Here is a 21222-nt window from a genome sequence, read left to right as displayed (position 1 = left end):
TCAATGCTCCTTATCTGAACCATCACGGACAACGTGTAGAATTTCGTCACAGGCACGCAGGGTCGCCAGGCGGGCCCAGCCCAGCGAGACCGTCGGGCCAATGGCAATCAACAACAAAAGCTTGGCAACAGTCACCATAATGATACTCTGCTCGGGGCCTTCGTGAATCACCAGATGTCCCAGTTGGCGTTGCCCAAGATTGCGCCCGATCTCGGCAAGCGCCTGCGTATTGCCAGCGGCAAGGGCCGCAACAGCCGTGACATTAATATCGCGCCGCCGGCTCCAATGCGTGAGCACAATGCCACTGATATCGGCCAGCAGCACACACTGGACATCCGGCTCCATCACAATCTCTTTGAGGGCCAGCCGCATCGCGTGGATCTGCGCACTCGAATACGTACGCCCCCGCCAACTCGGGCGCCCGGTCGGGAGTTGCAAGGTCACCGGTGCTCCCTGATCGTCTGATTGTTTGGGTAGAGGTGGCACTGGTCGGGTGGATGAAGGCGGGGACATTTTTGGTGCTGGTGGTTGAGGTGGCGCAGCGGGATGGGGCATAGGGGCGGGAGGCAGCGTACCATCGGGAGCAAGGCGCTGCGACGGGCGCGGCAAGAGCTTGATCGGATCGAGCAAAAGATCGACGGCAAGCCTCATCCGTTCAGGTGAAATCGGCTTTTCGAGCAAGCAATCAATCTGGAGTTCAGCAGCTCGTTCAGGCGTCAGATCTTCGGGACTTACCGTAAAGACAATCACGGCTGTTTTGGGATCAAGCTCACGGACGTGCTGGACAAGTTCGAGCCCACTCATTCCTGGCATGCGAATATCGGTAAAGAGCAGATCGACTGGCTGACGTGCAATCGCCAGCAGGGCCGCCTCACCTGAAGAGACCGCATGAACCTCATACGGCGAATCATCGGTAAGCGCCATCGCAACGATCCGGCGAATATTAGGATCGTCATCAACAATCAGAATGCGCTTCAACATATGGTATACCCCTGGGATCACGGAGCACCCCCAGCAAGCAACGATGCAATGCTTCCGTGTTGTCTTTGTAGTATAACGCACTCTGAGTGTGGGGGCACGGTAGCGCCGTGCTAGGGCTGTTGCAACGTCCACCTGACCGGAGCACCGTCGGCTGAAGCCCTCGGCTACGGGTCGCGAAGGCCGCCTGCGCGGCCTCTCCAGCCCGCGCAGGCGGGCTTGGTACGCAGGAGTCGAGCCGTTGACGGCGACGGTGACCCCGGAGAGCTGACGCTGCATCAGCTCTAGGCACCGTGCCCTTACCGGCGGCGCCGTGCCCCTACCGGCGCCGCCGTGGCCCTACCGCAAGGTGATATGCAACTCTTTGAGTTGCCGCTCATCGACTGGCGATGGGGCTGCGGTCATCAGATCCACGGCCTGCTGGGTCTTGGGGAAGGCCATTACTTCACGGATGGTACTTTCATCGGCCAGGATCATCACAATGCGGTCGATACCAGGGGCAATGCCACCGTGAGGAGGCGCGCCATACTCAAAGGCTTCGAGCATATGCCCAAATTGTGCCTGGGCCAGTTCGGGGGTAATGCCAAGCAGATCAAAGAGTTGTTGTTGCACATCGCGGCGATGAATTCTGATGCTGCCACCCCCTGCCTCATACCCGTTGAGCACCAAGTCATAGGCTTTGGCCCGTACCTTGCCAGGATCAGTTGCCATCAGATGCATATCGGCATCTTGCGGCGCGGTGAAAGGATGGTGAACCGCGTCCCACCGCCCTTCGTCCTCATTCCACTCGACCAGCGGGAAATCGAGTACCCAGGCAAAACTGAGCGTATTGGGATCGGCGAGCTTGAGGCGCTGGGCAAACTCGCGGCGCAGGCGGTCGAGCGCTGCGGCCACGACCGTCGGTTGATCGGCGACGATTAACAGCAGATCGCCAGGTTGGGCGCCCATCCGTGCGACGATGGCGCTCATTTCGCCTTCGCCCAGATTTTTGCCAAACGAGGAGCGCACCTCGCCACCATCAGCAGGGACAATCGCCCAGGCGAGTCCTCTGGCCCCACCGATCTTCGCAAACTCGGTCAACTCATCAATCTGCTTGCGCGAGTAGCTCCCACAGCCGGGAATGCAGAGCCCCTTGACCTCACCGCCATTGGCGAGAGCCTGCTGAAAGACTTGAAACGGTGTTGCCGTAAGCAGATCGCTCAGGTTGACCAGTTCAAGCCCATAGCGCAGATCGGGTTTGTCGCTGCCATAGCGGGCCAGTGCCTCGGCATACGTGAGGCGCGGAAAGGGTGTCGGTACGTGCTTGTGGGGCACAATAGCGCGACAGAGCTCGCTAAAGAGTCTTTCGATCAGTTGGATCACATCTTCCTGATCAACAAAACTCATCTCCATATCAAGCTGCGTAAACTCGGGCTGGCGATCGGCGCGCAGATCTTCATCGCGAAAGCAGCGTGCGACCTGGAAATAGCGATCATAACCTGCGACCATCAACAACTGCTTGAGTTGCTGGGGGCTCTGGGGTAAGGCATAGAACTTGCCGGGATGCACCCGTGAAGGCACCAGATAATCACGCGCACCTTCGGGCGTTGACTTGATCAGGATCGGCGTCTCGATCTCAAGAAAACCCTCCTGGTCAAGGAAATCGCGCATAAATTTGATGACCCGATGGCGCAAGATCAAGTTACGCTGCATGCGTTCGCGGCGCAGATCAAGATAACGATACTTGAGGCGAATCATCTCGTCTTCGCCACCCTCCTGCGCAATATAGATCGGCGTGGTACGCGAAGGATTGAGAACCTCGGCTTCGAGAGCCTCAACCTCGATGGTTCCGGTCTCAAGGTGTGGGTTCACAGCCTCAGCCGGACGGGCGCGTACACGTCCACGAATCTGCAGGACATACTCCGAGCGCGACTCTTCGGCCACCTTATGGGCCATTGCCGTAATGCTATCGAAAACCACCTGGGTGATGCCATAGCGGTCGCGCAAATCGAGAAAGATCAACTCACCATGATCGCGGCGGCGATGCACCCACCCCGCCAGAGTCACCTCGTGGCCGATATGCTCAGTGCGCAGCTCGCCGCAGGTGTGCGAGCGAAACATAGACTCTCCTCTTTTTACCGAAACAATCCTCATTATAACACGGGCAAGGATACGCTATAATTATGCCAGTTGGTCATCGCCCTCCGGCAAGGGTGCTGGGGCCTGCGGACATCAAGAGGCGTGTCTTCATTGGTCAAAACGCCAGCTAAGACACGGGCTAGAGGCAATACTTTTCAAAGAAGGACGAGAAGAGACCTCATAGGTCTTGATGATGGCGTCCCAATGCCGACAAGCAGACCTGTGAGGTCTTATTTGAAAGGTATTGGGGCTAAAGGGCCGATGAAGATGAAGGTAGAAACGTCTTGACGCATCCACGACGAGTGCAGATCCTTGGCGTAACGATTGACGATGTGCTCGAAGCGGAGGCCGTCACGCGGATTACCGCGATGCTTGAAAGCGGAGGTGCCCACCAGATCTGTACGGTCAACCCTGAATTTATCAATGAGGCCGCTCGCAACCCTCGCTTTGCCGAGGTACTTGCGCAGGCCGATCTCTGTACCGCCGACGGCATAGGGGTCTTGCTCGCCGCACGTTATCTTGGGACGCCCCTGCGCGGTCGCGTGACCGGCGTCAGGCTCTCCCATCGCCTCGCCCAACTCGCCGCTGAACGTGGGTATCGGCTCTTTTTGCTTGGCGCGGCGCCCGGGGTTGCTGAAGAGGCCGCTGCGGTCTTGCAGGCAACCTACGCTGGCCTCATGATTGTAGGCTGTGTAGCGGGTTCGCCAGCCCCGCGCCACGAACCCTTCTTGCAACAGGTGATCCGCGCCGCTCACCCTGATATCTTGCTGGTGGCCTATGGTCACCCCAAACAGGATCTCTGGATTGCCCGTAATCAACCGATCCTCCAGGTTCCCGTCGCCGTGGGGGTCGGTGGTGTCTTTGATTATCTTGCCGGACGGGTGTCTTTTGCGCCCACATGGGTACGCCAACTTGGGTTAGAATGGCTCTATCGTCTTGTTTCCCAGCCACGTCGCTGGCGCCGTATCATTGATGCCGTTCCCTATTTTTGCTGGCGTGTCGTGTCTACTGCTTATAGGTTGGAGGGTGCAAACCCTCATATGTTCACGGAGTATCCTGATGCCACAGACGACCGCAGAAAAGATCGAAGAGCTACGCCGACGACGCGAAAAAGCCCAGACGGGTGATCCCCAGGCCATCGAGAAGCAGCATGAGCGCGGCAAAAAGACGGCCCGTGAGCGCATCGATCTCTTGCTTGACCCGGGTTCTTTTGTAGAGCTTGATGCGTTTGCTGTGCATCGCACCGCTGCGTTTGGGATGGAACGCCGCAAGCCGCTTGGTGATGGTGTTGTGACCGGCCATGGCACCATTGATGGGCGCCCGGTCTGTGTCTTTGCCCAGGATTTTACGATTTTTGGCGGGAGCCTCGGCGAGGTTTTTGCCGAGAAGATCTGCAAGGTGATGGATCTTGCGCTCCGTATGGGTGTGCCATGCATTGGCATCAACGACTCGGGCGGCGCACGCATTCAAGAGGGTGTGGTGAGTCTTGGGGGCTATGCCGAGATCTTCTACCGCAATGTTTTGAGTAGCGGGGTGATTCCGCAGCTCTCGATTATTGCCGGGCCATGTGCCGGTGGGGCGGTCTATTCGCCGATTATGACCGACTTCATTATGATGGTCAAAGGTTCCAGCCAGATGTTTATTACTGGCCCCGATGTCATCAAAACGGTCACGGGTGAGGAGGTCGGCTTTGAGGAGCTTGGCGGCGCGATGACCCACAATTCGCGCAGCGGTGTGGCCCATTTTGCCACCGATAGCGAAGAAGATAGCTTCGAGCAGATGCGGTTGCTCTTCTCGTTCTTGCCTTCGAACAATATGGAAGATCCGCCCTACCAGGCCCCCGAAGATGATCCCGAACGCATGGACGAGGCATTGCAGACGGTTGTTCCTGATAATCCGCGCAAAGCCTACGATATGGTCAGCGTGATTGAAGCCGTGGTTGACGATGGCTTCTTCTTTGAGGTGCAGCCCTACTGGGCGCGCAATCTTGTGATTGGCTTTGCCCGGCTCGATGGCAATGTCGTCGGCGTTGTGGCCAACCAGCCGATGCAGATGGCAGGTACCCTCGATATTGATAGTTCAGTCAAGGGGGCGCGGTTTGTGCGCTTCTGCGACGCCTTCAATATTCCCCTGCTGACCTTTGTCGATGTGCCAGGTTTTATGCCGGGGACGCAGCAAGAGTATGGCGGCATTATTCGCCACGGTGCCAAGTTGCTCTATGCCTATTGCGAGGCGACGGTGCCCAAACTGACCGTGATTACCCGCAAAGCCTATGGCGGGGCTTATGACGTGATGGCCTCGAAGCATATCCGCGCCGACTTCAACTTTGCCTGGCCGACTGCCGAGATCGCCGTGATGGGCGTGGATGCCGCTGTGCGCATTATCTTCCGCAAAGAGCTTGCCGAAGCACGCGATCCGCAGCAGCGCCTGGCCGAACTCGTCAATGATTACCAGGGCCGTTTTGCCAACCCGTATGTTGCCGCCGAACGCGGTTATATTGATGCGGTCATCGAACCACGCGAAACGCGCCCTGCCCTGATCAAAGCCCTCAAGATCGCACGTACCAAGCGCCAGAGTATGCCTACGCGCAAGCACGGCAATATTCCGCTTTAGAATACCAAACACCGCCTTGCGCACAAAAAGCCAGCTATGCTGGCTTTTTGTGCGCAAGGCAAAGATGTTCGAAGCCCACCAAGTGTACTTATCCGTATGGTACCATAGACCCAGGCTCGTTTGAAGAAGAAGGAGACAAGGATGTCCGAGACACGTCTGTTCATGAATTTTATTAATGGTGAGTTTGTGCCGAGTCTGGGTGGCAAGACGTTTGAGCGGCGCAATCCGGCAGATACCACTGATCTCGTAGGCATCTTTCAAGATAGCAATGCCGATGATATTGAGGCCGCCGTTGCTGCGGCCAAGGCGGCGTATGCAACCTGGCGCAAGGTGCCGGCACCTCGCCGTGGCGAGATTTTGCTCAAGGCTGCCGATCTGCTCCTGGCTCGCAAAGAGCGCTATAGCCACGATTTGACCCGTGAAATGGGCAAGCCGCTCTTTGAGGCGGGCGGCGATATTGTCGAAGCCATTGGTATGGCGCAATACGCTGGCAGTGAGGGCCGCCGGATGCACGGTGTCACGACGCCGTCAGAGTTGCCCAACAAGTTCCAGATGAGCATCCGTCAGCCAATCGGTGTGATTGGGATGATTACGCCGTGGAATTTTCCGATGGCGATTGCCTCGTGGAAGATGCTGCCTGCGCTCGTCTGTGGCAATACGGTGGTGATCAAACCCGGTGAAGATGCATCAATCAGTACCTTTAACCTGGTCGAGTGCCTCGTTGAAGCAGGCTTGCCGCCGGGGGTCGTCAATATTGTGACCGGCCATGGCCCGAGTGCCGGTCAGCCGCTGGTCGAGCATCCCGATGTGCCGGTGCTTTCTTTTACCGGCAGCACCGAGGTGGGTCGTCTGGTCTACGAGCTAGGTGCCAGGCAGATCAAGCGGGTCAGCCTCGAAATGGGGGGCAAAAATCCGCTGATCGTGATGGACGATGCCGACCTTGATCTGGTCGAGCAGGGCGTGGTCTGGGCAGCCTTTGGCACGACAGGGCAGCGCTGTACAGCGACTAGCCGCGTCATTGTCCATCGCAAGGTTGCCGAGCCATTGATCGAGCGCCTGGTGGCCCGTGCGCAGGCGTTGCAGATTGGCAACGGTCTGCACCCCGCGACCGAGATGGGGCCGCTGGTCAATGAAGCGCAACTCGAGCGAGTGCTTGGCTATATCGAGGTGGGCAAGGCTGAGGGGGCCACGCTGCGCTGTGGGGGCCACCGGTTGACCGAAGGTACGTATGCCAGCGGTTGGTTTGTGCAGCCAACCATCTTCACGGGCGTACGCCCAACGATGCGCATTGCCCGCGAGGAGATCTTTGGGCCTGTCTTGAGCGTCATCGAGGTTGAGAGCTTTGATGAAGCTCTTGCTGTCGCAAATGATGTCGCGTATGGCCTCTCTTCATCGATCTATACGCGGGACATCAATGCGGCCTACCGGGCGATGCACGAACTCGAAGCAGGCATTGTCTATATCAATGCACCAACGATTGGCGCCGAGATCCACCTGCCCTTTGGCGGGGTGAAAGCAACAGGCAACGGCCACCGCGAGGCGGGGCCGACAATGCTTGATGTGTTTAGCGAGTGGAAGAGCGTCTATGTCGACTACAGTGGTAGTTTGCAGCGGGCGCAGATTGATAATGCAGAGTAAGGCCAGTTCCTTTCCGGTAGGCCTCACAGCTCTTCAAGACCTGTGAGGCCTGCACACTTCGCAGAAGCACCAACACGAAGGGGGCCTTGTGGCCCCCTTCGTGTTGGTGCTTCTGCGAGACGTTACGCGGGCAACGTCCCTGACGCAGGTGGTGGCAGCGAAGGTGTATTCTGGTGCCGGGTGCCATTCTGACGGGTCATATCAATCACCATCGGCTTGACCCGGCTCATCAACTCAGCGAGTTGTTCGCCTTCGACCGTCTCGAATTCGAGCAAGGCATTCGCCATATCGTCTAGCACATCACGGTTATTGATCAAAACCTGATAGGCCGTCTCATAGGCTTCAGTCGCCAGGCGATGCACTTCCGAGTCGATCTGGCGGGCAACCTCATCACCATAGTTGCGCTGCTCGCTAATCTCGCGACCGAGGAAGATCAACTCTTCCTTCTCGCCAAAGACGATTGGCCCGAGCTTGTTACTCATGCCATACCGCGTGACCATCGAGCGAGCCGTGCGCGTCACGCTCACCAGGTCAGCCGACGCACCAGTCGTAATCTCTTCTGGCCCAAAGATAATCTCTTCCGCCGCACGGCCACCCATTGCCACAACCATATCAGCCTTGAAGTAGGCCAGGCTCTGTAGGCCCAGGTTATCCTCATCGGGCAAGAAGAGGGCGTACCCACCGGCGCGACCACGCGGGATAATCGTCACCTTCTGGAGGCGATTGGCGCGGGGCATGGCCGCACCGGTAATCGCGTGCCCTGACTCGTGGTAAGCGACCACCAGTTTTTTGCGGTCAGTCATCACCCGTGAACGGCGCTCGGGACCACCGAGGGCAACACGCTCGATCGAGTCTTGAAGTTCAGACATCCCGATCTTCTTCTTCGAGCGCCGGGCGGCCAGAATGGCGGCCTCATTGACCGCATTCATCAGGTCAGCCCCTGAGAACCCAGGCGTCAACCGAGCAATGATCTCCATGTTGATATCATCAGCCAGTGGCTTGCCTTTGGTATGCACCTTGAGGATATCAATGCGGCCACGGACATCGGGCGCGTCAAGCACAACCTGACGGTCGAAACGACCGGGCCGGATCAACGCCGGATCGAGCACATCGGGCCGGTTGGTGGCGGCGACCACGATCACATTGGTATTGGTATCGAAGCCATCCATCTCGACCAGGATCTGGTTGAGCGTCTGCTCGCGCTCATCGTGCGAACCACCGAGCCCGGCACCGCGCTGACGGCCAACCGCATCGATCTCATCAATAAAGACGATACACGGCGCATTGCGCTTGGCCTGATCAAAGAGATCACGCACACGCGACGCACCAACACCAACAAACATCTCGACAAACTCAGAACCAGAGATGCTAAAGAATGGCACCCCAGCCTCACCGGCGACCGCACGCGACAAGAGCGTCTTGCCTGTCCCAGGAGGGCCAACCATCAACACACCCCGCGGAATACGGGCACCGAGGGCGGCAAACTTATCAGGAAACTTCAGGAACTCGACAATCTCGGTCAGATCCTGTTTCGCCTCTTCCTGCCCGGCGACATCGGCAAAGGTCACCGTTGGCTTATCACCGGCAAACATGCGTGCGCGGCTCTTGCCAAATGACATCGCCTGATTATTCGAACCCTGCGCCTGGCGCATAAAGAAGACAAAGAAACCAATCAGCAGCAGGGTTGGCAACAGGATCGTAAAGATGCTCAGCAGGCCACCCCATGCTGGTGCAGGGGCAACCTGCACACTCACTGGCCCGCCATCATTGCTATTCAAAGGAATACCATAGCTTGCCAGCAGCGACATCACACTATCGCCCGTCTCGAGGCGCGAGCGATACTCACTCCCATCACGATATTGGACAATGATCTGCTCATCACCGGCCTGGGCTTGAATTGTCGCAACACGCCCGGCTTCGATATCAGTAATGACTTCGGCGATACCTTTTTCATTATTCTGGGTTGTTGAGCCACCAAAATATTGAAAGAAGAGCGCCAGAGCCGCGACCAGAATGATCAGATAGACAAAACTATTTTTCAGCCAGCGATTGTCACCCATATGTTGCTTCTACCCTTCCAAAAGCTCTGTGCTCTTTCCGTGCCAGCCCGGGATTCTTGTTGTAGCTGGTCAAAAACCCCAGCACAGTTGGGGTTTTGACCAGCTACAGCACGATTCTTGGGGGCCACAGGCCCCAATACCCTACTCAGAGGCATTGTGAACGTATAGTGCAGTATAACAGAGTGGTGCCCCTGCTTCAAGGGAACCAGATCACACCATATTTGTAATCTAGATCACTCGGTGTAGATTTCAGGGCGAAGAATGCCGATATAAGGGAGGTTGCGGTAGCGTTCAGCATAATCCAGACCATAGCCAACCACAAACTCATTGGGGATATCAAAGCCCAGGTAATCAACCTTGACCTCGGCTTTGCGGCGTTCGGGCTTATTGAGCAGGGTACAGATGCGCAGACTGGCGGGGTTCCGCCGCTGAAGCTGGGCACACAGATAGGCAAGGGTCAGACCGCTATCGATAATATCCTCGACAATCAAGATATGGCGACCGGCAATATCGGTCTCGAGATCCTTGAGCATCCGGACAACGCCACTCGACTCGGTGCTGGCACCATAGCTCGCAATGGCAATATAATCTACCGCCAGGGGCAGGTCAATGGAACGTGCCAGATCAACCATAAAGGTCGCACATCCCTTGAGAACCCCCACCAGCAAGAGGGTGTCGCACTCGACATAATCCTGAGTGATCTGCCGTCCCAACTCATGAACTCGTGACTGGATCTGATCGGATGGAATCAAGACCCTGGCAATGTCATCGCGCATTGAATTCCTCTTCTCATCCCGGCATTCCCTGGCCGGGAAACCTGCGTATCCGTTGTGAAACAAGCCCTACCCATATTGTACGCTGAGTCGTTGGGCTGGCAAGAAAGCGTTCGTCAGCACGCAGCCCGGCAAGCCAGACAATCGCTGTCGGGGTTGTGAGGAGAGGCCAGCCATCCCGCAGGCGGCGCGGCAGTTTGCGGTCAACCATAAAATCTTGCACTTTCCGACTGCCCGGCCCGCCAATAGGACGAAACCGATCGCCGGCGCGCCGACGGCGCAGGATGAGCGATCCAGCGAGCCGGTCAGCATCCAGGGCGACCCACCACGCATCTGGTTCAGGTGGTGGTTCTTCCTGGACAAAACACCACCATCCATTGCCCAGTTCGACCGCACCCGGGACAGACAAGTGGATTTCATCGTTGCTCAATTGGGGAACATCAGCAATCTGCCGATGTCCCGGTTGACTGAGTTGCAGGGTGGCATCTTCCACCTCAAGCACGAGCGCATGCCCAAGCTGGAACTGACGTCCGACGTGGTACATTGCCTCACGCGCCGTCTCGATTAGCGCCAGGCTTAGATCAGTGACCCCGAGTTGTTCGGCGGCACGACGCAGAGCCTGGCGTTGCAAGGCCAAAGGCAAGGCAAGCAAGCGTTTACGTTGCAAGGCGACGAATCCGTCACCTACCGTGGCGAGGTTAGGCCAGATCTGATCAAGCTGGCTCTGGATAAAAGCATAATCATCCGCCAGGATCTGTGCTGTACGCCCGAGGGTGGCGACGAGTTGGGGATTCTCGTTGGCAAGGATCGGCAATAACTGACGGATCCGCGTACGGGCATAGCGTTCAGCGCGGTTACTCGGATCGTCAACCGGTTCGAGTTGCCAGAGGGAAGCATAGGCGAGCAGTTGTTCACGAGCAATGGCAAGCAGAGGGCGGAGCAGCACCGGCCCGTCCTGCGTGGGACGTGAGCGCTCAGACGGTGCCCATGCATCCCAGGGAACCGCTTCGCGCATGCCGCGCAACCCGGCGAGACCGGCCCCACGGAGGAGGTGGAGCAAGACCGTTTCGGCCTGATCATCGGCGTGATGGGCGACAACCACCGCGTCGGCCCCGATCTCCATCGCTGTTGAGGCCAGAAAGTGATAGCGGGCACGGCGTGCGGCCGCAGGCAAACCCTCGGCGTGGGCCTTGGCGAGGTTTGGCACATCGCGGCGGGCAAAGGTTCCCGGCACGCCCCAGGTTGCGGCAAGCGTCGCAACATACTGAGCCTCGGTTGCAGCTTCGGGGCGAATCCCGTGATCAAGATGGGCAATATGGATCTGCGAGCCGCCCTGGGCTCGCAACCTGGTCAGCAGGTGCAATAAGACCAGCGAATCGGGGCCACCCGACACCGCGACGAGCAGCAGAACCTCAGGATGGTCGAGGTGGTACCGACGCAACACCGTGCGTACATGATAAAGGAGCGCCTCGTGCATAGGCTAGGAGATAGGAAATAGGCCGAGCGCAGCATCCCCATGCCACCCTGAGCGGAGCCGAAGGCGGAGCGAAGGGTCTCTGGTGTGCCACAAGAACGGCGATGATGCCCTGCGCTCAGCATGACACGTTTCGTGATCATACGAAAGATGAAAACGATGGAACGTAGGTACGTTCCATCGTCTTGGTGGTGTCGGGGGCGGGATTTGAACCCGCGACCTAACGATTATGAGCCGTTTGCTCTACCGCTGAGCTACCCCGACCAGCGCTGGACATTGTACCATGCGCACCAATAAGCGTCAACAAAGTTCATTCCTTCTTGACATCGGCACACGCCAGTACTATAGTAGTTAAAGATCCACAACAAAAATTTTCCCTCTGGTAGAAAGTAGAGTCACATGGCACGCGCACTCGCATTGCTTGGTGTTTCAGGCTCACGTGTTGGTGAAACAACCGTTGTAACTGGTCGTAGTACCATTATCGGCTCTACCCCGGGATGTGGCATGATCTTGCTGGATCGCCTCATTTTGCCCCTTCATGCCGAGTTACGGACAATCCTTGATCGCTGGTTTATTGTGCCGCTTGATCCTCGGGCAACCGTCTTTGTCAATGGCGAACCGGTCACGTCTCAGCAACGCATCGAAGAAGGAAGCCTGATCACCCTTGGCACGGTGACCTTTAAAGCTTCGCTTGAAAGCCTTGCTGAGCGTCAGGTTGGTGGCGGCTCGCGCTGGTAGCGAACGCATGAGATAAAGAAGCGGCGCGAGACCAAGGGTCTCGCGCCGCTTCTTTATCTCATGCGTTCGTTTTAGATGACCCCATTGGCCCAGAGATGGAAATCATTGCTAATGCCACGGGTAAACCCATTGATCATCTGGGTCATCTTGAAGGACATTGTGCGCTCGCCAATCGACTGAAGCAGCGTCGTTGGCATCATGCGCAGCACATTGGGCACCGGGATCGACATGTCAATCTCAACGGCATATTCAATGAGGGTGCAACCATGCCCTGGCCGAAAGAACGCGTCGGCCGAGAGTGAGCCGTGGAACAGGCCCTCGTCGGAAGAAAGAGGAGGACCATCCTTGGCTGGATGGATCCGGATAGCCTTGCCAGGCTCGTGGTGTGCGTAGAGATCGAAGACCGCCGCCATATTGTGCCCATGCCCGTCAGTTGCCCCGACGGTCAAACGATAGCGGTCTGGCCCATAGGGATAACAACTGAGGGCATCGGGCAAGAGTTCGAAGACGGCTGGGACATCGCAGAAGTATTCATACGCCAGATCGACAGGTGCAGCAAACTGAAAGATGTGAACCGCTTGCCCACCGAGATCAATATAGCGCCTCGCTCCCGCCTGAGCCATCGGTGAGCGAAACTGGTGCAATGCCCTCATTGCTGCCCCCATTTCATATATGCAAACCTTCGCTCGCTGGATTATAGCATTACAGCTACCCAAATGCAAGACAAAAGATTGGTGTGGTTTCACAACCGGTCGCGTTCTTTGCGTTGACTTTTTGCCTCCCACGTCATACAATAGGAGTAGCGGAGCTTGATTTCAAGGAGCGTGTTATGACCAATCGTCCCGTCGGTGAGAATAATACCGGGATCTTTACGCTACTCTTTCGTGAAACTGGTCTCTTTTTTGAGCAAGTGTGGAAGTGGACTGAAGATCAGGCCCGCGAGGATCGCTTGCTGATAGCTGACGACGACCGACGCCGGCTCACTGATGCCGAGACGCGCAAAGCTGAAGCTGAAGCACGTCTGCTTGAACAGATCCGTCTTGCGAAACAGGCTGGCCTTGATGTTGATGAGATCATGCGGCGCGTTAAGGGGTGAGTTTTTTGGTGCCGCACACACAAAAGACCAGCATTGCTGGTCTTTTGTGTGTGCGGCACCAATGGTGAACGTCTATACCATGGCTTCAGGCATTGGGGTTTTCAGCAGAGCAATAAGATCGCGCTCAATCGCTTCGGGGGTGTCGGTCGGGGCATAGCGCCGCCGAACCGTTCCGTTACGGTCAATCAGGAATTTGGTGAAGTTCCATTTGATTGCCTCGCTCCCAAGAAAGCCAGGTTGGGCACGCTTGAGATAGTCGTAGAGCGGATGGGCCGTCGGGCCATTTACGTCAACTTTGGCAAAAATCGGAAAGTTGACGCCGTAGGTCATCGAACAAAACTGCTGGATGTCTTCGGCGTTCCCTGGCTCTTGAAAGCCAAACTGGTTGCACGGAAATCCAAGGATGACCAGGCCATCGTCTTTATATCGCTCGTACAACGCCTCGAGCCCAGCGTATTGCGGCGCAAAACCACATTTGCTGGCGACATTGACAACCAAGACCACTTTGCCACGATACGCGGCAAGAGATTGTGGGGTGTTGTCAAGCAACGGTGCTTCAAAATCGTAAATTTGCATGGGTGTTTATTCTTTCTCTCTATTCACTATTTTTCACGATAACGTACCTGTGCAGTACCTGTGCATATACTATACATCATCTTGACAATTCTGGCAATAGAGCATGAACGTATCAGTGTGGCAGAGCAGATGCGTCGATCACCTCTACCTCAGTCAGGGTTAACATGTCGCCGTTGTTGCCAAGCGCAAGCCGTTCACCCGTTCCCGGATCATACAATCCGATGACAACACGATAACGACCCGGTGGCGCATCCGGTGCGATTGTCAGGGGTATGTCTTGCCAGAGTCGTTCGCCCGGTTGCCATACGCTGATGGGCCGCCAGTCGCCACCTGCTAACCCGTCCCATTGGGCGATTTTTTGCTCGTTGGCATCAAGCAGTTGCACAAAGACGAGGTAGGGTTGCGTGGCCGGTGCCTCGGCCCGCCAGAGCAAGCTGAGCCGCAGGTTGTCGCCACTACGCAGCCGTTCTTCACTCAGTTCGTAGCCTTCCAGCGAGGCAAGCGCACCAAAGGTGGCTTCAAGCGCCTGCGCGGGTGGGTCAATCGTTACCGCTACCGTAGTGGCGCTCAGTGGTTCGATGGCTTCGACCAGACCATTGCGCCGCGCAAAGGCGACGAGTGGAATGAACCGGCGTATCTGTTCGCCCTGGTAAATCCAGAGGCTTGCGAAGTATTGCCCGTCGCGCAGATCAATGGCTTGTAGGCCGATATCTGTGCCATCGAGATCCGCCGTCGGGGTCTGGAGATCAAGGTGGAGGTGGTAGTCGCCATCAGCGGGCAAGGTGATTGTTGTACCGGCATAATGACTTGGGGTTCCACGGTAGCCTGTGAGCTCTTCATAGATCTCGATGGCAAGCCGCAACTGTTGCGTGCTCTGATTACGTATGCGCAACTCCAACTCTACTGCGGTCTCAAGCGGGCTTGTGCTGGTCGTGACATCAAGGATGAGCCGGTTGCGGGCCGGTTCGAGGCTAGAGGCTTGGAGCGTGCTCTTTTCGAGGGCGGCCCAGTGCATCTGCACAGGTTCATCAGTTGGCTGCAAGGCAAGGCGCACTGGCATTGAGATGGTGCCGGTCTGATAGATGGTCAGCCCGGGCGTGAGGTTGAGACGCTGCGTTTCGTTGCCTATCGTGAGATCGATGGTCTGGTTGATCAGTGAGACAAGCGCCAGTTCGAGGTTGTTTTCGGCTGGTGTGCGATCAGAGACCGGGGCAAGGCTCAAACGAGTAGCAGTTGCATAGATCTCTAGGGGCTGTTCAGGTGTTGCTGCTATGTACTCGCCCAGCCCGTGGCTCGCACGGAAGCGATTCGTTACGGTTGCAGGGCACGCCGGTGCGACGTGAGAGGGTTTCAGGCCGCTTAGCCAGGCAATGCGTTCAGTGGGGGCAGGATAGACTGTGACCAACTCATCGCGCCAGAGGGCCTGATTGGCAAAGCCGTGGTCGAGCGGGTTTTCTTCATGTAGCAGGACAGCATAGGCGGGCATGGCCGCGCTGCGTGGATGATCACTTGAGGCAAAAGTCCCCCGCACGAATCCCTCCAGCGGGCGTTCACGCAACCAGTAGGCCCAGGCCCCCTGCGTCGTGCCACAAAGTGCGGTCGCTGCGGCGGGTGAGAAGAAGACCGGGCCAGGTTGCACGAGATCGGTCGCAAGATGGCGCAGTTCATCAGTTGCAAGGCTATAGCCACGTGGCCCACTCGCATACGTTCGTGTTGTCCCCAGGCTAGCCGTGCTGCTTGCCACAAGCACAACCAGCGCCAACAGCGCACCGACTACCTGGAGGATCCGGCGCTGACCGACTGCGGCCCCAGTTGCGCCAAGGCCGGCACCGGCCAATCCAAGCAGCAGTGGGGCCATATAGCTGGCCCCACGAAAGTAGCCATACGGATAGGCGACCACAAAACGTAACCCTAGCAGATAGATCATTGCGCATAGGGCGAGCCCGAGCGTTGCCCCACGTTGCGTTGTACCACGCCAGACGCCATGCCCAAGCAGCAGGGCGCCTGCGGCCAAGGCCAGCCAGCCTAGCCACACTTCGATACCCGTCGGATCAATTGGCTCGGGATGGGTAAAACGCAGCCAGCCAGCCAGGATCGGTGGTGGCACAACAAAGTCGATCCCCATAAACGGGGCTTCCGCCTCAAACATCCCCGGGAAAGCCTCGGGCGCACGCAGATTTGGCACAAGCCCAATGATCCCGCCAAGCGTCAGCAATGCAACGCCGCGCATCACGATTGTTCCAGGCGCATCGCGACGGGCAATAAGCGCTGCAAGCCCCAGCCCTAGCCCCAGCGCACCAAAAGCCGTCAGGATCGGCCAGTAGAGACAGGTGAGCCCGCCCATCAACAAACCAGCCCCAAGGATTGTTCGCTTGCCACCCTCTTGCAGGGCCAACACCGTAACGGCAAGCGCTGCTGGCAATACAGCCAGCGCAGCGAGACTCGCGCTAAAGTTGTTATACGTAAGCCAGAGCAACAGACTACTCAGGGCAGTCAAGGCTACCCCCAGCAACGCACCTGCTCGCTGCACACCGAGGGCCCCTCGTAACAGCGCATAGAGCGCCAGCAACCCAACGCTCCGCAGAGTAGCCTGGAACGGTACCCAGCTATCCCAACTCTCCCATCCCCCGGGAAGATCGGCCATGCCCTGGGCATAGGTTGCGCCAAAGGCGATCAGATGAATGGGCTGATTCAGCAGCAATGAACGGAGCGGGCCAGCCGGGGCTGTTTCTAGCGTCGGATAGCTATACTCTTTGAGATAAGCCGCCAGCGACATATAAAATTCAACATCGAGCCCATAACCAAACGACATCAGACGGCCAAAAGCCAATGCAGGCGCAACACAAAGCAGCCAACACATCATGCTGAGCCCAAGCAAGGGCAGTAACTCACCTACTGACAAGATCCCTGGAAGGCGTTTGTGCCTCCGGGTTATCATGGCGCTAACCAGTAAACCGCCACTAACCAGTAGCGCAACCGGCAGGATCATGCGCAACGTAAAACCAGTGATGGTTCCATAGAACCCAATGATCGCCAGAAACGCCAACCCAAACGCAGGCGCTAGGGTCATTTCATGGTTACGCAACGCTGCTGGCAATATCAGCATTGCCAGACCAAGACCGCAAAAGATCAGAAGGCAGCATTGCACGACACTAAAAAGCAGCGCTTGCAATATCAGCATCACAAACCTTTCATCAGCCCATCAAACATGCCATGAACCCAACGCCTTATTGTAGCACCGTCCCTCGCGCGCCTTAATGGTCTTCCAGAAATGAATCCGCTCGACCAGACTTGTGAGGTCTCTTCCTTACGGTGATCCTTGATCAGCAAGGCAAAGCAAAGCGAGACAAGGCCAGACCTCACAGGTCTGCGCGTCCGCATTGGGACGCCATCATCAAGACCTGTGAGGTTTCGCCCGTGCCGCGCATACCGGATTATTTGCTGAAAGACCATGAGCCAGCACTCCGGAGCAACCCGTCGACTTTTCAGACAGCCTCTGAGCTTGACCCCTGTTGACGCAGAGCGCAACATCAAACCTTTGCGCCTCTGCGCCTTTGCGTCAAACTCTTTGAGGCGGGTGCGTTGCCCCTATGCTGGGAGATAACGAAAGATCAAGATAAACTGATGCTGCTGGTTGGCAACAAACGCAAAGGGATACCCAAACGGGTAGAGGTTCATACTCTGGTCGTGCCAGATGCGGTAACCACGGTATTCGAGCGCTGGGAGGTGGCGCAGCCTGGCAACGATGTCGGCATGCAGCATATTATGGTGTTCGGCGGTTGGTTGGAGATCTTTGGTAAAGAGGACAAGGTGCCCACGGGGTTTGAGCAGGGTGAGGGCCTCAGCCACGATGGCGTGCAAGGCGTCGAGGAAGTCGTTGTACGCGAGGTTGCCCAGATCATCGGGAGAATGGGTAAAAGGTGTTGCGGCCCCTTGTCCCCGTTTTTTGCGCTCACCGGTCTTCGCACGGGCCTGCATCGCGGCGTACGGCGGATCAGTCAGGATCAGGTCAAATGGTTTTGCCTGCACCTCGGGGATGCTCGTCAGGTGCCGGGCATCCCCAATCAGGTAGGGTTGTGGGGCAAGACCGAGGCGTTCACAAACCGCCTGGTAGATCGCGCCATATTGTGGTTCCAGGTCAACTCCTACCGCATGGCGTCCTTCGAGGGAACAGGCGAGCAAGGTGCCCCCCACCCCGGCAAAGGGATCAAGCACCCGCCCATCACGCCGCGTAAAAAAACGCACCAATTCAGCCAGCAACTGCGGTGGCTTGGGCGACGGGTGCTTCCGCCGCAGATCGTGGGCATAGCTCTCGGGGCCACTGGTTGGATACGCCGTACTGATCACCGAACGCAACGCATAGACCCACTCGCGCCCTGTCAACTCATTCAGGCGGTTCCGCGGATCGACGTCGCCCTCTGGCGCCTCAGTCAACCTTTGCCCTCCATCATACTGACAAAGTCACGGAAGAGGTAGGTTGCATCGTGCGGGCCAGGCCCGGCTTCGGGATGGTACTGCACACTGAAACAGCGCAGACCAGGATGGCGCAACCCTTCGACCGTCTGATCATTCAGATTGATGTGGGTAATCTCCACCTCGGCTGGCAGGCTATCGGGATCAACGGCAAAACCGTGGTTTTGCGACGTAATCTCGACCCGCCCGGTGGGCAGATAGCGTACAGGATGATTGGCCCCGTGATGCCCAAACGGAAGCTTGTAGGTGCGCCCGCCGAGCGCCAGGCCCATCAACTGATGCCCCAGGCAAATGCCAAAGACGGGCACCTTGCCGAGCAACCCACGTAGCGTCTCGACCGCATAGGCCGCCGCCGCCGGATCACCCGGCCCATTGGAATAGAAGACCCCATCAGGCTGCATCGCCAGCACCTCGCTGGCCGGAGTCTGCGCCGGAACAACCGTGACCCGACAGCCGTGATCGGCCAGGCGGCGCAAAATGGTGCGCTTGAGCCCGAAATCATACGCGACCACATGGCGAGTCAAGGGCGGCAGCAGCGTCGTGCCATAATCTGGCCCAAACGGAGCCGACCCTTCGCTCCAAGGATAAGCCTCATCACAAGTCACCACCCTGGTCAGATCGAGGCCTTCCATCGAGGGGGCCTGGCGGGTCTTGGCAAGCAAAGAAGCTACCGCCTCACCAGTGGTTGAAAGAATACCGCGCATAGCCCCTGCCGTACGGATATGGCGGGTCAGAGCGCGTGTATCAATCTCGGCAATCGCCACAATCTGGTGGTCACGCAGCAACTGCGCCAGGCTGCCGCGGGCGCGCCACGAACTATAATCCTCACTATAGGCGCGGACAATGAAACCAGCCACCTGAGGCTTCAACGACTCGGGATCAAAATCATTCACCCCAGTATTGCCAATATGGGGGGCCGTCATCGTCACCAACTGCCCGCTATACGACGGATCAGTCAGGATCTCCTGATAGCCAGTCATCCCCGTATGAAAAACAACCTCACCAATGCGTTCACCGGTCGCCCCAAACGAACGCCCCGGAAACACCCGTCCATCCTCAAGCACTAGCACAGCGTCCATAGGTGTTGTGATCGCAACCTAGCGCGGTCGAGCCAACAACGACCAGCATTCTCGCTATTGTAACATGACCAAAGCGTCATGGTGCTTCGTGACAGACAAGCAGGCCAGCATAGCTGGCCTGCTTGTCTGTCACGAAGCACCAGTGTACTTCACCGATTATCGCGCTGCGACAGGATCAACCGCCGGGGCAACCGCGGCCTCAGGCCGAATGAGCTTGCTGTCCAGTTGGAAAATCGAGGCAATCGTGACAAGCTGCACGGCAACCAGCGGGGCAAGCACGGCATAGTAGCCAAACGAGAACTTGTCAACGACGCCGTTTTGTACCAGACCAACGTGCAAGAAGAACATCCCGAAGACGAAGAGCGCAACACCGGGGCAGATCAGCGCATAGCTCGCCGGGCTGCGGCCTTCACCCATCAGGTAGGTGCGGAAGTAGCCAACTTTGTGCAGGACAATGAAACCACCCACCGCAAAGTTCAGCTGCAACATCAGGATCGAGCCCGTCAGCAAGAACATCATTCCAGGCTCGGTGGTGTGCAGGCCAAAGCCGTGATGCAGACCGTGGCTGATGCGCAGCAGGGCGATCCCGGCCAGCGTCAGGATTGGAATGGGGATCCAGAGGCTTGCACCGGCTTCGAGGTTCAGACCGTTCAGCAGCATTCCACGCAGGCCAAGGATCATCTTGGGCAGGCCAATCAAGACAGCGGCACCAAGGAAGAGCATCGCAGCAAGAATGCTGACCGTAATCGTGAGCTTGTTGTCGCTCATTGCGGCAGGCGCAGCCAGACCAACGGCGACCATTGTGAAGGCCATCGCCGCCTGCAATTGGCTGAAGCTGTTGTTTTTGTCATAATCAAAGTTGCCTGCCATCAGCATCCGGCCAAAGTAGTTCATGAAGATCCGCAGCGCCAGGATGCCAACCAGCAGCAGCGCGGTCAATGACAAGGGGAAGAGATACTCGACAATGTTCCAGAGACCTGGCACAAAGACGGCCCCGGTCGCAAAGAGCACGTTCACCGTCATACCCAACGTCAATGGCAGCGCCATCGTTGCAACAGCGCTGTTGTTGTTCAACATGCGCTCGTAGGCCGGCGTACGGCGAAAGGCAGCGTACTCGCGCAAATTCCAGAAGAGCAGGCGCAGATGGCGGAAGGCAAAGAAGAGAATGCCCGCCATGCCCAAGAAGACCAGGAAGCTCTGTACGCCACCAGCACCATTCAAGAACGCCGCAATGTTATCGAAGGTGACAATCGGCGTCTGGGGATGCGGTACCAAGAAGTTCAGATAAATGAAAAACGCAACCGCCATGCCTCCGTTCCCCAGCGAGGCCAGAAAATAGAGGGGTGAATAGCGCTCACCAAGCTCCCGCCGCAGACCAAACCAACGTTGTGCAACATTCAACATACAGACCATCCTCCTAGAATCGAGACTTTTTGTTTCCAGTGGTGCGCTTTGCACGCTTCTTTGCTGATATGATGCAGCGTTGCACAAAAAGGTTACAGGGTTTGTAGATATTCTGCGCTGGTTTGGCGAGCTTTGCTCGCCAAACCAGCGCAGATGGGCGCAGGGGCAGGGTGTGCGCGGCACAGGCAATGGTATAATGGTC

16 protein-coding genes and 1 tRNA gene are annotated in these 21222 nt (G+C 57.3%); 5 read left to right on the top strand and 12 right to left on the bottom strand.

The annotated features are described in order from the left end of the window. Together EKD05_RS00485 and aspS are read right to left on the bottom strand one after the other, a co-directional pair. Entirely contained in the window at nt 1–981 is a 981-nt protein-coding gene (locus EKD05_RS00485) for a roadblock/LC7 domain-containing protein (protein WP_129670345.1), read from the bottom strand. A gap of 336 nt (nt 982–1317) precedes the next feature. Next, nucleotides 1318–3078 (bottom strand): aspartate--tRNA ligase, encoded by a 1761-nt coding sequence (aspS, locus tag EKD05_RS00480; protein WP_129670344.1) that lies wholly within the window; start codon nt 3076–3078, stop codon nt 1318–1320. Nucleotides 3079–3380: 302 nt separating this feature from the next. Between aspS and EKD05_RS00475 the strand changes: the two genes are divergently transcribed. From EKD05_RS00475 to EKD05_RS00465, 3 genes are all read left to right on the top strand, one after another. Then, nucleotides 3381–4223: a WecB/TagA/CpsF family glycosyltransferase gene (locus EKD05_RS00475; RefSeq protein ID WP_240695557.1), complete on the top strand. Its 843-nt coding sequence runs from the start codon at nt 3381–3383 to the stop codon at nt 4221–4223. Then, on the top strand, nt 4156–5709 hold the full coding sequence (locus EKD05_RS00470) for an acyl-CoA carboxylase subunit beta (RefSeq protein WP_129670343.1): 1554 nt from the start codon (nt 4156–4158) through the stop codon (nt 5707–5709). The genes EKD05_RS00475 and EKD05_RS00470 overlap by 68 nt, the downstream gene beginning before the upstream one ends. A gap of 141 nt (nt 5710–5850) precedes the next feature. Beyond that, the gene (locus EKD05_RS00465) at nt 5851–7347 is read left to right on the top strand and encodes an aldehyde dehydrogenase family protein (protein WP_129670342.1); all 1497 of its coding nucleotides are present in this window, start codon (nt 5851–5853) and stop codon (nt 7345–7347) included. A gap of 122 nt (nt 7348–7469) precedes the next feature. Here the strand turns inward: EKD05_RS00465 and ftsH are convergent, their stop codons facing one another. The 4 genes from ftsH to EKD05_RS00445 all read right to left on the bottom strand — a co-directional run bounded on the left by ftsH (nt 7470) and on the right by EKD05_RS00445 (nt 11918). Beyond that, nucleotides 7470–9407, bottom strand: coding sequence for an ATP-dependent zinc metalloprotease FtsH (gene ftsH, locus EKD05_RS00460; RefSeq protein WP_129670341.1), 1938 nt, complete (start codon nt 9405–9407; stop codon nt 7470–7472). 233 nt (nt 9408–9640) lie between these two features. Next, on the bottom strand, nt 9641–10183 hold the full coding sequence (gene hpt / locus EKD05_RS00455) for a hypoxanthine phosphoribosyltransferase (protein ID WP_129670340.1): 543 nt from the start codon (nt 10181–10183) through the stop codon (nt 9641–9643). 13 nt (nt 10184–10196) lie between these two features. Beyond that, nucleotides 10197–11624, bottom strand: coding sequence for a tRNA lysidine(34) synthetase TilS (gene tilS, locus EKD05_RS00450; protein ID WP_240695556.1), 1428 nt, complete (start codon nt 11622–11624; stop codon nt 10197–10199). 219 nt (nt 11625–11843) lie between these two features. Beyond that, nucleotides 11844–11918 (bottom strand) — tRNA-Met (locus EKD05_RS00445). Nucleotides 11919–12053: 135 nt separating this feature from the next. Between EKD05_RS00445 and EKD05_RS00440 the strand changes: the two genes are divergently transcribed. Continuing rightward, nucleotides 12054–12392, top strand: coding sequence for an FHA domain-containing protein (locus tag EKD05_RS00440; RefSeq protein ID WP_129670338.1), 339 nt, complete (start codon nt 12054–12056; stop codon nt 12390–12392). A 71-nt stretch (nt 12393–12463) separates the two neighbouring features. On the opposite strand, the gene EKD05_RS00435 is transcribed toward EKD05_RS00440, so the two are convergent. Further along, nucleotides 12464–13045 (bottom strand): DUF1997 domain-containing protein, encoded by a 582-nt coding sequence (locus EKD05_RS00435; protein ID WP_240695555.1) that lies wholly within the window; start codon nt 13043–13045, stop codon nt 12464–12466. Nucleotides 13046–13221: 176 nt separating this feature from the next. Here EKD05_RS00435 and EKD05_RS00430 point away from each other — a divergent pair, with 176 nt between their 5' ends. After that, on the top strand, nt 13222–13488 hold the full coding sequence (locus EKD05_RS00430) for a hypothetical protein (protein WP_129670337.1): 267 nt from the start codon (nt 13222–13224) through the stop codon (nt 13486–13488). A 72-nt stretch (nt 13489–13560) separates the two neighbouring features. Here EKD05_RS00430 and EKD05_RS00425 read toward each other — a convergent pair whose 3' ends face one another. The 5 genes from EKD05_RS00425 to EKD05_RS00405 all read right to left on the bottom strand — a co-directional run bounded on the left by EKD05_RS00425 (nt 13561) and on the right by EKD05_RS00405 (nt 21020). Continuing rightward, the gene (locus tag EKD05_RS00425; RefSeq protein WP_129670336.1) at nt 13561–14064 is read right to left on the bottom strand and encodes a glutathione peroxidase; all 504 of its coding nucleotides are present in this window, start codon (nt 14062–14064) and stop codon (nt 13561–13563) included. A gap of 112 nt (nt 14065–14176) precedes the next feature. After that, the gene (locus tag EKD05_RS00420; RefSeq protein ID WP_129670335.1) at nt 14177–17245 is read right to left on the bottom strand and encodes a hypothetical protein; all 3069 of its coding nucleotides are present in this window, start codon (nt 17243–17245) and stop codon (nt 14177–14179) included. Nucleotides 17246–17652: 407 nt separating this feature from the next. Beyond that, entirely contained in the window at nt 17653–18498 is an 846-nt protein-coding gene (locus tag EKD05_RS00415; RefSeq protein WP_129670334.1) for a TRM11 family methyltransferase, read from the bottom strand. After that, on the bottom strand, nt 18495–19616 hold the full coding sequence (gene carA, locus EKD05_RS00410) for a glutamine-hydrolyzing carbamoyl-phosphate synthase small subunit (protein ID WP_129670333.1): 1122 nt from the start codon (nt 19614–19616) through the stop codon (nt 18495–18497). Before carA ends, EKD05_RS00415 begins: the two co-directional genes overlap by 4 nt. Nucleotides 19617–19772: 156 nt before the next feature. Continuing rightward, nucleotides 19773–21020: a hypothetical protein gene (locus tag EKD05_RS00405; protein ID WP_240695554.1), complete on the bottom strand. Its 1248-nt coding sequence runs from the start codon at nt 21018–21020 to the stop codon at nt 19773–19775. Nucleotides 21021–21222: the final 202 nt, after the last annotated feature.

This window comes from Candidatus Chloroploca sp. Khr17 (genome assembly GCF_004138165.1).
In the GTDB taxonomy this organism is placed as follows: Bacteria; Chloroflexota; Chloroflexia; order Chloroflexales; family Chloroflexaceae; genus Chloroploca.
Note: the sequence above shows the minus strand (reverse complement) of the source record. Positions and strands in the feature narration are given on the sequence as shown.